Raw genomic sequence first — 13,222 nt, forward strand, 5'->3', positions numbered from 1 at the left:
TCAGTTGCCTCCCGGGGTCACGCGGACCTCAAACGTGCGCGTCGCCGATTTGGCTTTGAAGGAGTAGGTGGTTGTGCCCGTGGTTCGGACCGCGAAGAAGCCCTCCGGATCACGAAACTCATAGCGTTTGAGCTTGCCTCTGGGTAGGGTCAATGTCATCGTGTAGGTCTTGCCGGGGATGAGGCCCACAGCGTCGATCTTGTAGCTGCTCCAGGAGTTCAGGGGCCGGGTGTCTCGGAACAAGGGCTCGGCGCCTCTGGCTGCGAGCTGAAGGCCACCCATGCTGGGGGGCAACCCGCTGTCGAAGGCGTCGTCGAGGCCGAACGTCGCGCCTGGCTCCTGGCCGATGTACGATTCCGCCCTGAACTTGCCTTGGCTCAAGGAGAGTTTCATGGTCCAGCCGCTTGAACTTGATCCCTGGATGCCTGACTTCGCCCAAGAGGGAGATCGGCCCTGCGGGCCAAAGGTCGAGGCAGGCTCAAACATGAGAGACACGCCTTCCGAACTCAGAACGCGAACAAAGTAGGCTTTTCCAGGCTCGAAAATCGTGGCTTTGAGCATCGTTCCCGTTTCCGGCGCGCCTGTTGCGGCGTCGTTCGGGCCGGGGACGAACTCAAAGAAGTCCACGCCCAGCTCTGCGCCGAGCGCTTCGCCGAAGGTCTTGGGGAAGTCGATCGAGTGGATCACGGAGACGCGGGTCGTGGGCACGGCCTCGGCCAACGGGTTGGCGATCAGGTTCCAGCCAGGGCGAAGCGCGATCGATGCAGGTGTGCCGGGAACCGCACGGCCCGCCACAGCCGCCGAGGGCAGCGCAGCGTCCAGCCGGACGAAATAGCCGTTGCCGTGAATCGGTCCGCCGCCGTCCGGATAGATGTCGTATCGGGCTTTCGAGCCGTTCCAGCGCGCCGCCAGCACGGTTGAATCCGAAACGCCAATCACGTCGCCGAAGAGGGAATCGAACGGGTCCACCGGGAACCCGATCGCCGACAGTCCCTTGGGCAAGCCTCCTGTGTAGCCAAACGTCGTTTCGCCGCCTCCGCCGATAAGGTCGAGCGCGAGCGGGCCAGGCCCCTTGTTCACGGTTCGCGAAAGCACCACGGTCTGGCTTGCGCCGGACGTTTTCACAAGCTCCACGATGAGCTTCTGATAGCCCAAGTACTCGCTGGTGTTGATCCGCTTGCCAAACGCGCCAAAGGTGACGGCGATGTTGTCTACTACGGTCGCGCCCATGGTCACGCGCACCCTGAGGGTGTCGCCGGAGCCCAGCTGGACGCCGCTGACCGTGCCGTAGAAGTCGTTTGGCGTCGGGTTCGAACCGGTTGCGACGCCCCCCGCCGGCACGAAGCAGCGGACGTTGCGATCCTGCACCGGGATGTCGATTTCGCAGCGGTAGGGGTTTCCTGCGTGGAGATCTGGGAGGTTCGGCACCACCGCGCCGTAAGCACCCGCGATGTCCATCCGGTCCTCCTGGGCGCTAGGGAAGATGCGGTCGTAAGCCTCGGACCAGAAGATCGGGTAGCTCACGCCGCTGAGCAGGGTCTCATTGCCGCCGGCGAGGGTCTCGAAGAAGGTGGCTTGCACCAAAAACACGCCGAAGTCGCTCGTGCCCGAATCCGGCGCGAGCGGAATCGGCTCGACGAGGAGCTTTCTGCCGAGCGTGAGGCCGGTTTCCAGGATGAACTGGCGCCGCGCCCAACTGGCGAAGGGCAGGCCCTCGACCTGGGCGTTGCTCGTGCCGGAAATCGTGTCGAGCACCGTTTGGCCGAGCGCGAAGAGCGCCGCCCGGTCGCTTGCGATGCTGGTGTCGGCATAGAACGCTTGATTGAACTGCTTGATGAAGGCCGGATATTCCGCGATGACCTTTTGCCAGGCTGAGCCCGCCATCTTGTAGCGGAGCAGGTAGATGCCTCCGATGCTCCCCCCGGGAGGAAGGTCCACGGAAACCAGGTTCGGCGCGATGAAGGCCGGTCCGCCCAGCGCGCGCTGGTTGTTCCATTCGTACCACGTGCCCACGTCGTAGGTGTTTTCGAGTACTTGGGCGATCAGGTCGGCATCGAGCGTCGCGGGCATCGCGCCAGGGGTTCGAACCACGCGCATCGCCGCCGCCCGGACCAGACCCTCCTGAAAGGCGTCGAAACCGTAGCTCTTGGGGCCAAGGTACGCCAGCAAAAGGCAATGGACGAAGTTGACGGCGGCGGCCTCTTGGTTCTGGTAGACCGGGAATCGGATTTCGCGCTCGCCGGAGCCGTTGTTGTCCACGTAGTAGCCGCCCGAAACGGCATGGCGGTCGCCAATATCGGCATCGTAGCTGCGGATGTGGACGGTTCCATTGACTGAGGGCGCACCAAAGACGGCGTTCAGGGTGGATTCACATTGGGTGAAAGTGTCGATGAGGAGCTGCTGGTAGACCGGTGGAAAGGTGCGCGCACCCGAGGCATCGAACTCGAGGGTCAAGCCTCCCGCGCGCCCGCTGGGACCCGCCGGGGGAAGGTCTTTGCCGCCGGAAGTTAGGCGGACGGCCGAGGGAAGGGAGAAGGGTGCGATCCTGTGCCATCGGCCGACTCTCGCAAGCGTGTCGATCGGCAAAGACATGCGGGCTGCCACGTTGCGCGTGAGCTTCCTAACGGCGGAGTCGGCCAGCTCCATGGCGGCGCCGCTCGCCCGCGAGCTGCCAACTTCGACGCGCAGGACGCCGGTCTGCGCGGCGCCAAGGCAGGCAAGGGCGGAAAGGGACAAGAGGCCAATCGATCGAATCCACTTCATCGCATTCAAACACGGCAAGGGGGCCCGAACGCTCGAGCCCCCTTGCACTCTATAGGACTGCTCCGGCGCCGGGCTAGTTCGCAATGAACTCTCCGATCCGGCTCAAGGTGCGGCTGTCTTGGCTGTTCGCAAGCCCGAGCACCACGTAGTAGTACTTTTTCCCCGAGGTCAGGGCGGGCCCGGTGTAGTCGAGCGAGGTCAGGCTCGTCGGGTTGCCGCTGTTGTCCCAGAGGCTCGCCACATCCAGTCCCGGGTAGCTGGCAAAGAGGAAGACCATGTACTCTTCGGCACCGGCCGCAGCCTGCCAGTGGAACCGGACCGTTCCGGTCTGTGTGACGGGCAGGGTGATCATGTCTCCGAGCGTGAAGACCCCGTAGCGGTTGCTGAAGTTGCTCTCCGAGTTGAAGGTGTCCGGGTACCGGACGTTGAGGCTGGTCACGTCGTAGTAGTAAGCCCGGCCGGGAAGCAACAGGTCGTCTACGTCCGAGTAGAACACGGCCTGGGGATCGCGCAGGAAGTCCACCACTGCGGAGGCCCCGTTGGAGGTCGTGGCCCGGTAGATTCCAAAGCCCAGAAGCGAGTCCAGGTATTGCGAGGAGATCGGGTCCCAATAGAGATCGACTTCGACGTGGCTGCCGAGTGTGGTCGTGCGGCCCATCGGCTTGGGGATGTAACGCCTGTCGAAAAGGCGCTTGATTCCGTCGTAGGCGTCTTTGTTCTGGGGCGAGCGTGAGGCTTCGAAGGGAGTGGTCCAGGCGACGGCGCCGAGATTATCTGGCGGCGGGATGGGCGCATCGGTCGGGTCGGAGAGCAGAAAGTCGATGTTGCGATCCTCGCCGGCGGCAAAGTTGGCGCTGATCGTGTCCGAGTCAAACCCCAATCCACTGGCTGAGAGCGTGTAGTTCATTCCTGCGGCAAGCTCTCCCATCGCGTAGTTGCCGTCCTTATCGGAGATGGCGACCTGGCTGGAGAGCCCGCCCATGTTGGCAAAGACGCGGGCCCCGGCGAGCCGGAAACCGTCGCGATCTCGCACGACACCGTGAATCTGGGCCTGCTGGCTGATGGCGACGACGGTGATGTTGACGCTCTTCGACCGCTCGTTCTTGAAGACCGAGGCGATGTTGTTGCCCGTGTAGTGGGTGCCGTTCTTCCAGATTTCGGCATGCACGATCTTCTGCCCCGTACCTACGCCGCTCAGCATGTAGATGCCGCCGGAGTTGGACTGGGTCTGGTTGTCGTTGCACCAGATCGTCGCCCCTCGAACCACTTCTCCGTTGATGTCGAACACGACGCCGGAGATCTGGGTGAGGGCCGTTCCGCTGCCTCCACAGCCCACCGCCGCGAAGGTTGCAGCCACGCACAAGAAAAGGGAAATGCGTCTCACGAAACTGAAACGTGTCGGCGAGGTTCGAGTTACCATGGCGAGTCTCCTATTGGCGGTCTGCCCGTGCGTGGCAGTTCCTTCTACGCTTTGACGGTCCGCCGACGACGATGGAGAGTAGTGTATCTGGGATTGGGGTCTGTGGGTTCGCAGGGTCCTAAGGAGATGAGGAGATGAGGAGATGGGGAGAGGACTTGCCTCGATTCCAGGCAGCCTGAGAGTCTCTCTCACGAAAGCTCTCCGCATGCTGAGTCCCTCCGTCCCTGGGTCCCTTGGCACCAATGTCTCCCACCCCAACCCCTCCCTCATTTACGAACCAAAACGAGGGAGGGGCTCCCCACCGTCCCTTCACCCCCCAAACGTAAACGACAGCTCAATGTCGAAGCCGCGGGAGCGGTAGGCCCCGCTGGTGGAGGCCGTATCCAGATTGCGGACCTCGCGCACCTTGTAGCCCCCAATCAAGGCGATGGATCGCCAAATCTGGTAGCGATAGGAGAGCGCCGCATACGATTCGGATTGGCCCGAGTAGCCGTTGGTCTGCCCATCCAGGAAGTCGAGGGCAAGGGACTGCTTATCGTTGAGCTGATACGTGAGGTTGGCGTCGAAGTGCGTGCCGTTCTGCTTGTAAAGGCTATTGCCGCCCGTCAGGAGCGAGTTGACCCCAAGCCGGTAGGACCAGGGGCCGATCCGGTCGCCTCGAAACTCCGCAGAGACGTTTGTCGCGTTGGACCGCGTGTTGCTTCCGGCGTAGCGCGTCTTGCTTTGGCTGAAGTCGAGATCGAAAAAGTGGTTCTTGTCCAGTTGAGCCGTAGCGCCCGCCAGATAGAACGTGGTGTCGGAATTGGAGGTGATGGAACCGATATTGCGGGACTGCACATAGTCGGCCCGAAGGTTGATCCGCTCGGTGGGCCGATAGGTCGTTCCCAGGTGCAGCCGCCGGACGTTCGTGTTCCCGAGGGAATACGGCTGGCCGTTATAGCCGCCGCTAAAGCCGTTTCCGCCATAGCCGAGGCCCAGGCCGTTGGTGAAGCCCCCAAGCGTCGCCAGCTTCCCAGAATCGCTTACCGTGTAGTCCAGGACGACCGATTGCCTCTCGCTGGGTGTGTAGCCGGCGCGCGCCATGACGTCCGACCCTACACCCGATTCCGAGCCGCTCTTGATCGAGCTCACGCTCGCATCCAGACCGAATGCCCAAGCCTCGCCGGCCGTGTAGGAGGTTTTGGCCCGGAGCGTCTGTAGGCCGATCTTCCGGTTGGAGACCACGTTGTTGAAGGTGGTAGGACCTTCCGCCTGGAGCGCCTCGAAGCCCCAGTTGGTGATGAGGCGCCCGAAGGTCCGCGACGTGCCGAGCTCCAGCCCATCGGTCTTGGAATCGGTTCCGGTCGAACGGCTGCGAGTCCGGCGGTACTCCAGATTCCAAGGCTGGCCGGCCGTCTGAAGATAGTCTGCGCCGGCGGTGAAGCTGGTCGAGCGCGCCGTGGTGAACTTGAGGTCGCCATTGCTGTCCGTCGTTCGGATCGAGACGGCGCTGTTGGCGTTGCGAAAGTCCAGCTTCCAGGGGCCCGAACCCTTGTAGGCGGCCCCGATGTCCGCGGCCTTTTCGTTTCGGTTGAAGCCGCGGCTCTCGACGCTCACGAATGTGCTGGGGACGTCTCGGACGGAGGAGGTCAGCGTCCAGTCGTTGAGCTGGTAGTTGAGGTCGACGCCCCGCGCCGTTCCTTCTAGGGGCGAGACCGGGCTTTCCAGCCTTCCGGTCGCCTGGCTATAGCGGATGCTCCCACTGTTTTTGCCGTTCCCGATCGGCAGACGGTAGTCGAAACCCCACACTTTCCGGTCTCCATCGAGCGCCTGCGTGGGCTTGGGCACGTAGGTCGCCGAAATCGTGCTGGAAAGCGAGATGAACCGCGTAAAGAAGAACACAGTCTTGTTCTGAGAGTCGAAGTTGTAGTCGGCGCCCTCGGTCTGCAAGATGCCGTCGACCTTGACGACGACGGCATGGGGGTCCAGTGGCTCGAATTGCAGATAGTAAGGCGTCGAAGCATCGCCCGCGCCCTGAAAGAGCTCGGTCCGGGAGCTGAGGGTGCTGCTCGCACCGGTGCGCTGCTCGATGGCCGTGAGCCCCAGCGTGCCATATCGCCCAAAGTTGTAGCTCGCCGAGGCGCCCTGGATCGTGCCGGTCGCGCGGCCCAGCGTGAAAGCCTCGAAGCTGATCGTGATCGTGCTCGTCGGCGCGATGATCCGTTCGATGAAGGTGATCGCTCCGGTCTCATAGCTGATCACATAGTCCTTGAGAAGCTCCATGGGCTGGCCGTCCACAAGCACGGTTTCGGAGCCCTTCACGATCTGGGAGAAGCTGAGATAGTAGGGCCCGGAGGAGTTGTTGCCCTGGAGGGTGACGGTTCTGGCGCTTCCCTTGGCCTGGGTGTAGAGGGCGCGCATCTGGAACGGCCCTTGGCGATATTCGGCGACTGTGCCTTTCAGGAACTTGTTGAACGCCGCAAAACGGTTGGTGTTGAGCAGGCTGCCGTGAACGTCGCCGGCGAGGATCTTGAACGGCTTCTTGTCGAGGGTGAGCGTGAAGTCTTGAGATTGCGGGTCCTTGAACCGGTTGGTGTTGATCGTGGACTGGAAGCTCATCGAACCCAGCACTTTGTTGCCCGCCACAGTCATGTAGCCGTTGTCGGTGAAGGTCTTGTTCCCCTCGCCGAAGTAGTTCAGCAGGTCGAAAGCGTCGCGATCCCCCTCGACGGTGTGCTGGTGGTAGCCTAGCGTGCGTCTGCCGCTCACTTGAATCTTGTCGAGGATCTCCCTCTTGAACCACTGAAGGATATCGGCGCCGTGGGCTTCACCCGGGATAACCAGCAACGCGGCACAGCCAATCAGGGCTGCAGCCTGTGGCGTTCTTGGGGACCTGCGTTGGGACCTGCGATTCAAGCTTCTGAAGTTCCGACTTCTGAGGGGGCGGTTTGGGTTCGTCGAAGCGCTCACGAACTGCTTTTTTGCGCCAGGAACGGCTTCAAAGTCTCGATATTGACCTGCGCCAGCTTGACCAGGTCTTCCCGCTTTTTGGCGACGATCTGCACATTGCGCTCGCGCTCCTTGAGGAACCCCATGAAGGCGTCGAAGAGGCGGTCGGCGGTCAGGTTCTCAATGGGTGGGGCAGTGTGAAGCCCCAGCATCTTGGCGAAGGCGTCCACTTTGGGATCGTAGCTGACCATGAAGGGCGGCACGCCGGCGTTGGCGGCGAGGATCCCCGCGTGGAGGCGCATGGCGATCACCGTTTCCATGCGCGCGATGCGCGATTGGATGAGCATCGGGGTGTCCAGCTTGCGGATGTCGGGGACCTTGCCCCCTTGCAGCCTGCCGATTTCGTAGATCATCTTGCCGTCTTCGTTGCGGTCCATCTCGATCAGCACCGGCATGTAGTTGGCCTTGAAGAGCTTCTGGGAGAGATCGCCAAAGAGCTGGTTGATTTTCTTGACGTTGCCCCAAGGCCTGGGCGCGATACCCACGGTTTTCATGCCACCAACTTGGAACTCGCCCGTTTCGGCGACCTGGCGGGGCTGCATCAGGAACGAGAGGTCCGCGCCGAGACGAGGCGTTGCCTTCACGCCAAGGTCTTTGAGGGTGTTGACTGATCCCGGGTCGCGCACGACGATGGCGTCGGCTGCGGTGAAGGCGAAGCGCGCGGCACGTTTTCCGACAAAAGTCTTGAGAGGCCCTACACCCTGGCTCAGGAAGACCACCTTCTTCTTGGCCTTCTTGGCGCGGCGCACCAAGTCGCCGTAATAGGCCGCGCTGCGCGCGCTGGTCACGTCCTGAAAGACGCTCCCACCTGGAAAAACGAGAATGTCGCAGCGGTTCATGGCCTCATTGATCTGGCGCATGTCCTTGCGAGGGACAGAACGGATGCCGTAGTTGCGGTAGGTGATCTCGGGCGAGCCGCTCAGCAGCTCCATCTCGACGTCTTCTCGGGCGAGGCCCTCTGTCAGCCCAACGAGGATCGCGTCGTCACCAAGATTGCCGCAACCGAAATAGCCCGCCAGAAGTAGGTTCGTACTCAATTTGAACTCTGCGCGCGCTGGTGCCGCCCTCGAAAAGCTGCCCACAGGAGCAGGCCGATTATACCGCCCACAACAGCGCCGACCCCGATTCTCGTGACGCTGACCAATAGAGGGGTATGGATGTGGCACATGGTGTTGACCACGCTGGTCTGGCCGATCGCACCGAGCGTTAGGGCCAGCGCCGTCCAGCCGCCCAGCTTCGCGCCCTTGTCGCCAAGCTTGGTCTGCCATGCGAGCAAGAACAGCCCGATGATCAGGGCCGGATGCCCAAAGAGGATTTCCTTGGTCCGCGGGCGGACCACGAGGAAGGTCTCCATGATCGAGCGTATCTTGAGCTCGAGGCCCGAAACAGCCTCGGGGTTGTCGTTGCCGGTGCGAAGGAACATCAGCCCGAGCGCGCCGAGGATCACAACGAAGAGAACGGCTTGATTCCAGGTGATGGCGCTCTTGAGCGAGCCGCGCGCGTTGGTGAGTCGAGTCAGAAAATAGAAGCCGACGAGGGCCACCGGCAGATAGTGGGCAAGCTTGACACCCAGGAACTGGTCGGCGACCACCAAGTAGTTGGTGCCGTTAAGCAGCCCGGCGACGCACAGGCCACCAATGAGGCTGGTCACGGTCATGTGAACGTAGGAGACCAGCGGGTTGGCTTCGCGGCGTGTGTCGAGAATGAGGAAGGCGAGGGTGGGGAACGCCACCGCACATGCCAGGGCAGTATAGGGACGCGCCGAGTCCAAATAAGCTCCAGCGCCGAGGCCCAGCGAGAGCGCCCCGCCAAGGAGCTGCCATTTCTGGCCGGAAACCAGGCTGCTGAAGACGAAGAACAGCACCGGCGCGGCGGCGAGCCCGATGCCGAGAAACACGACCTTGGGGACCCCGGGGTCCTCATAGGGCCGAGCTGGGCCGATGCCGAGACCTTCTCTTTGGAGTCCGTTCGAGACTTGTGCCACGAAGTGCGCTAGGGAGTCCAGCGGCGCAGGCCCCGAGAAGTTGAGGGGGCGGAGAAGGAGGATTCGGATGCCGCGCTCGGCGGCGGCCTTGACATAGCGCTCGACGGCGGCGGAATCGGGCATCTTGTCGAGCTCGGCAGCCTGCGCCGAGTGAAGTCGGACGGTGAGTTCGGGGGCTTGGTCGAGCACATTGGCAATACCGCCCATCTTGGCGAACTCGGGGTTCGCGAAGATCATGTTGTTGGCCCTCAGGGCTTCGATCAGCGCCGGGATGTTCTGGCGTCGCCCAAGGACCTGGTCGCCCATCGGAAGGAAGTAGCGGGCCTGAGCCTCGCGGAGGAGAAAGGCGATGGCGGCCGGGTTCGATCCCTCGGTGTTGGAATAGCGGGCGATGATCTCCAGACCGTGCAACTCCCCGGTGCCGTACATCGATCTCCGCAGCCCGACCACGACCGATCGCAGCACATCGGGCTGGACCCCTTCGACGCCTGCCGTCTCCCAACCGTTGTCCTTGATCTTCGGGTTGACCGTCACGGAACCTGGGAATTGGGCATTGAGAGCATTGGCGACTTGGGCAATGTCGAATGCGCTGATTTCGTAGGCATGCCCTCCGTCGGCGGCGTGGTACGCGTCAGAGACCTCCTCGGGGCTGAACCGGACCATACCCTCGTCCATCAGGTTGCCAACCGTCTTCTCCGACTCCACAATCGCCCGCAACCCCGCCTCTTTGAGTCGTGGAAGGGCATCGGCCAGATCAAGGCCCTGAGCTGCGGCGATGCGCTCCACAGACTCCAGTTCCAGAGCGATCATCACCGAGCGGTTGTGGCGCTCGACCTTGAAGCGCTCCAGCAGCGACACGCAGGAGACCGCCGCGCATACCAGCACGGACGCCAAAACCCAAACCGGAACCTTAGGTGAGCTCATCTTCAAACTCCGCTTCTCGCCCCCTGAGGATCTTCCTGCGGCCACCCATCGCCAAAATGGTCGCCATGCCCGCCATGAACCCGCCCGCGTGCGCCCAGTTCGCCACGCCCACCTGGTGCCCGAACACCTGCCATAGGAACCACACACCCAGCAGAATCCACGCGCTGACCTCCAGCGGGAGAAAGATGTAGGGAAGGATGACCTCGATCTTGCTGGCGGGGAACATCAGGAAATAGCACCCCAGCACGCCGCCGATCGCCCCGCTGGCGCCAACGATGGGCGTTGGCGAGAGGGGATCCACAAACACCTGGCACGCCGAGGCGAACAGTCCCCACCCCAGGTAGTAAAGAGCGAATCGAGGGGCTCCCAGCGCGACTTCGATCGAGGTGCCAAACACCAACAAGAAGAGCATGTTGCCGGCGAGGTGCATGAAGTTCGCATGCAGGAACATGCTGGTGTAGAGCGTCGTGAGGTTGCTCCACTGGCCGTTCCCACTGAGCGCCTCGGTAACAAGCTTGGGGCGCATACCGAGGTCCGCAAAGACCACACTCGGGTTGCTGAGGTTCCAGTGCCACTGCCGGTCCCAGAAATAGATGATCACGTTCACGGCGAGGAGCGTGTAGGTGACGAGCGGATACGTTCGGCCCGGCTGATTGGCGCGAAACGGGAACATGCGGGGGGGATTGTACCGGGGATAGGCGCGCCCGGCGGAACTACCGGGTCTCCACCGTCCGTCTCAGGCCCTTGCCGCTTGGCAGGATGGGGCCAGAGTGCGGATTTCCGTCGACGTACAGCGCCTCTGCAGTGTTTGCAGAGAGGGATATGTCGAACGTGTCCCCGCGGAACGGGCGAACCATCGACACGGGCCCGAGCCCTTGAGGCAGACTCCCCCTGGCCACCAAGCCCTCTCGCGTTGGCCGGACGCCCAAAATCCAGTGGGTCGCGGTTCTTCGCAGCCATGCGGCGGTGCCGGTGTACCAGGTCCACCCTGCGCGGCCCTCAAAGGGCGAATCAGGGCCGTCCACGTTGCCGGGCATCACGTAGGGTTCCGCCTGATAGCGGTCGGGGTCGTCGGCGGATCGCAGCGGCGGCAAAAGGCTCCGGTACAGGGCGTAGGCGCCGTCGAGGTCCCCGTGTCGTGCCAGGGCTTGGATCGCCCAAGTGGCCGCGTGGCAGTAAACGCCGCCGTTCTCCCTTAGGCCTGGCGCGTAGCGGGTGATGTAGCCGATGTGCGGATCAGGCGTACAGTAGGCCGGGGCTAGAAGCAACGGCCCGTAGGGCTTGATGAGGCGCCTTCGCACCGAGTTCATGGCGGCCTCCGCGCGCTCGGGCGAGGCAATGCCGCTGATGACGGCCCAGGTCTGAGGGTTCAAAAAGATGCTGCCGCTGCGGTTCTCTTTGGACCCGAAGGGGCGCCCCTCGTCATTGGTACCGGCGATATACCAATCGCCGTCCCAGCCGTGCGTTTCGACCGCCCGCTGGAGGTCGCCGGCCTCTTGTTGGAACCTCGACGCCGTCGCCCCATCCCCAAGGTCACTTATCACTGGCGCCAAGCGGCGAAGCACGTCATGTAGGAACATCGCCAGCCAGACCGATTCGCCCCGGCCCTCGAGCCCGGCGTGGCTTAGCCCGTCGTTCCAGTCGCCGGCGCCGATGAGAGGAAGGCCGCGCTTCGAGCGGCGGTCCAGCGCCCTCTCGATGCCGCGCAGACAGTGGTCGAGCAGCGTGCCTCGGGCGCCCGGCTTCTCCGTTTCGCGTGAGAGATAGGCGAGATCGACGTGGCAAGCGGCAAGGTCGTCGGTCTCGTCCATGTACTCCAGCAGCGCGTAAGCGGGCCAAAGGCTGGTGTCGGAGTGCTTACTCGCCGCGAAGATCTGGGAGTTGGGGTGCCACCAATGGCGCACACCTCCGTCCTCGTACATGGCCTCGGCGTGGATGCCGATCTGGGCGAGTGTCGCGCCAGGCTCGATTTCGAGGAGCATCAGGCTATCTTGAAGCTGGTCGCGGAACCCGTAAGCGCCGCCCTGCTGGAAATAGGCGCACCTCGCCTTCATGCGCCCCACTTCGGCTTGATAGGGGAGCCAGGCGTTGTTCATGAGGTCGAAGACGGGGTCCAGGGTCTCGATGGCGAGAGCGCCGGAGCGATCGGCGTGGAATCGCCGGGTCGCCTCAAGCGCGGATTCAGCTGCCTCCAAGGTTTGAAAGGGACGAGGCAGGTTCTTGGATTCACCCTGAACCGCCGCGATCACGACGGCAAAGGACTTCGACTCGCCAGGCGCGAGTTCGAGTTCGGCAGTGAAGGCGCCGACCGGGTCGTCCCAAGATCCTGTGTTCGCGGGCTTTTCGGCGCTGATCAGGGCTTGGGGCTCGGCTTCAAGCCCGGCGCGCCCCAGGAACTGGGACTTGTCGCAGAACCAATTGGCACCGTCAAGACCGATGGCCTCAAGGCTCGCCGAGAGCGGAGATTCCGGGCGAAAGTCCCGGTCTTCGGGGATGGGCGGCCGCTTCGTGACGACCAGTCGCCGCCCCTCGACCGACGTGGAGATGAACAGCCGGTGGAACTCGCGGTGCCACTCGCCCTGCTCACCCAAGAACCACTCCAGATACGCGCCGACCCTCAGGCGGGCGGGCGTCGGCCGGCGATTGCGGATCCGCACGATCCAACATTCGCAGTCGTGCCCTTCAGGCACGAAGAAGGTGTGGTCGGATTCGATTCCGTTCTCGGTGCGGCGAAATGTGCTGTAGCCAAGTCCGTGCTCGACCTCGTCACTCTCCGCGCGTTTTCGGGAGGGCCCCAGCGAGGTGGTGTGGATGGCGCCGGTGTCTCTGTCGGCAACATAGAGCCAACGTCCGTGGGCGTCCCGGGCCAGATCCTGCTCCCAGCGGGTGATGCGTCCAAGCTGCGAGTTGCCAATCCAGGAAAAGCCGCCGCCGGCCTGGCTGAGCACGAGCCCATAGCTGCCGTTGCTCATGACGTTGATCCAGGGCCTGGGGGTCAGGGGGTCTTCAATGAGGAATGAGCCCGTTTCGGGAAGAAACCGGCCGTAGCGCGAGCAGGGCAGGTTTTCGCTTCGCGGTAGGGTTTCTTCTGACATCTGGCAAACCGCCGATCCCAGAGGCGACGGCGTAAAGAGTATCGGGGA

Annotated in this window: 7 protein-coding genes; all 7 read right to left on the reverse strand. The window is 63.0% G+C overall.

What is annotated here, in order from left to right; genetic code table 11:
* The 7 genes from HZC36_16175 to HZC36_16205 all read right to left on the reverse strand — a co-directional run bounded on the left by HZC36_16175 (position 1) and on the right by HZC36_16205 (position 13,174).
* Positions 1 to 2,763, reverse strand: coding sequence for a hypothetical protein (locus HZC36_16175; protein ID MBI5708522.1), 2,763 nt, complete (start codon positions 2,761 to 2,763; stop codon positions 1 to 3).
* Between the two features lie 73 nt (positions 2,764 to 2,836).
* Positions 2,837 to 4,183, reverse strand: a complete 1,347-nt coding sequence (locus tag HZC36_16180) for a carboxypeptidase regulatory-like domain-containing protein (protein MBI5708523.1) — start codon at positions 4,181 to 4,183, stop codon at positions 2,837 to 2,839.
* 309 nt (positions 4,184 to 4,492) lie between these two features.
* Positions 4,493 to 7,009 (reverse strand): hypothetical protein, encoded by a 2,517-nt coding sequence (locus tag HZC36_16185; protein MBI5708524.1) that lies wholly within the window; start codon positions 7,007 to 7,009, stop codon positions 4,493 to 4,495.
* A gap of 119 nt (positions 7,010 to 7,128) precedes the next feature.
* Positions 7,129 to 8,208, reverse strand: a complete 1,080-nt coding sequence (gene csaB, locus HZC36_16190; protein MBI5708525.1) for a polysaccharide pyruvyl transferase CsaB — start codon at positions 8,206 to 8,208, stop codon at positions 7,129 to 7,131.
* Positions 8,205 to 10,079 carry a hypothetical protein gene (locus tag HZC36_16195; protein MBI5708526.1) on the reverse strand — a complete coding sequence of 625 codons (1,875 nt, stop codon included), beginning with the start codon at positions 10,077 to 10,079 and terminating at the stop codon, positions 8,205 to 8,207. The genes csaB and HZC36_16195 overlap by 4 nt, the downstream gene beginning before the upstream one ends.
* Entirely contained in the window at positions 10,066 to 10,752 is a 687-nt protein-coding gene (locus HZC36_16200) for a rhomboid family intramembrane serine protease (protein MBI5708527.1), read from the reverse strand. Before HZC36_16200 ends, HZC36_16195 begins: the two co-directional genes overlap by 14 nt.
* Before the next feature lie 40 nt (positions 10,753 to 10,792).
* Positions 10,793 to 13,174 carry a glycosyl transferase family 36 gene (locus HZC36_16205; protein MBI5708528.1) on the reverse strand — a complete coding sequence of 794 codons (2,382 nt, stop codon included), beginning with the start codon at positions 13,172 to 13,174 and terminating at the stop codon, positions 10,793 to 10,795.
* Positions 13,175 to 13,222: the final 48 nt, after the last annotated feature.

The organism is Armatimonadota bacterium, from assembly GCA_016223145.1.
Classification (GTDB): domain Bacteria; phylum Armatimonadota; class Fimbriimonadia; order Fimbriimonadales; family Fimbriimonadaceae; genus Nitrosymbiomonas.

What these genes read in the sequence shown, in the direction of transcription:
- HZC36_16180 (MBI5708523.1), bottom strand. Translation starts at nt 4,183, where the DNA reads ATGGTAACTCGAACCTCGCCGACACGTTTCAGTTTCGTGAGACGCATT.
- HZC36_16195 (MBI5708526.1), bottom strand. Translation starts at nt 10,079, where the DNA reads ATGAGCTCACCTAAGGTTCCGGTTTGGGTTTTGGCGTCCGTGCTGGTA.
- HZC36_16200 (MBI5708527.1), bottom strand. Translation starts at nt 10,752, where the DNA reads ATGTTCCCGTTTCGCGCCAATCAGCCGGGCCGAACGTATCCGCTCGTC.
- HZC36_16175 (MBI5708522.1), bottom strand. Translation starts at nt 2,763, where the DNA reads ATGAAGTGGATTCGATCGATTGGCCTCTTGTCCCTTTCCGCCCTTGCC.
- HZC36_16205 (MBI5708528.1), bottom strand. Translation starts at nt 13,174, where the DNA reads ATGTCAGAAGAAACCCTACCGCGAAGCGAAAACCTGCCCTGCTCGCGC.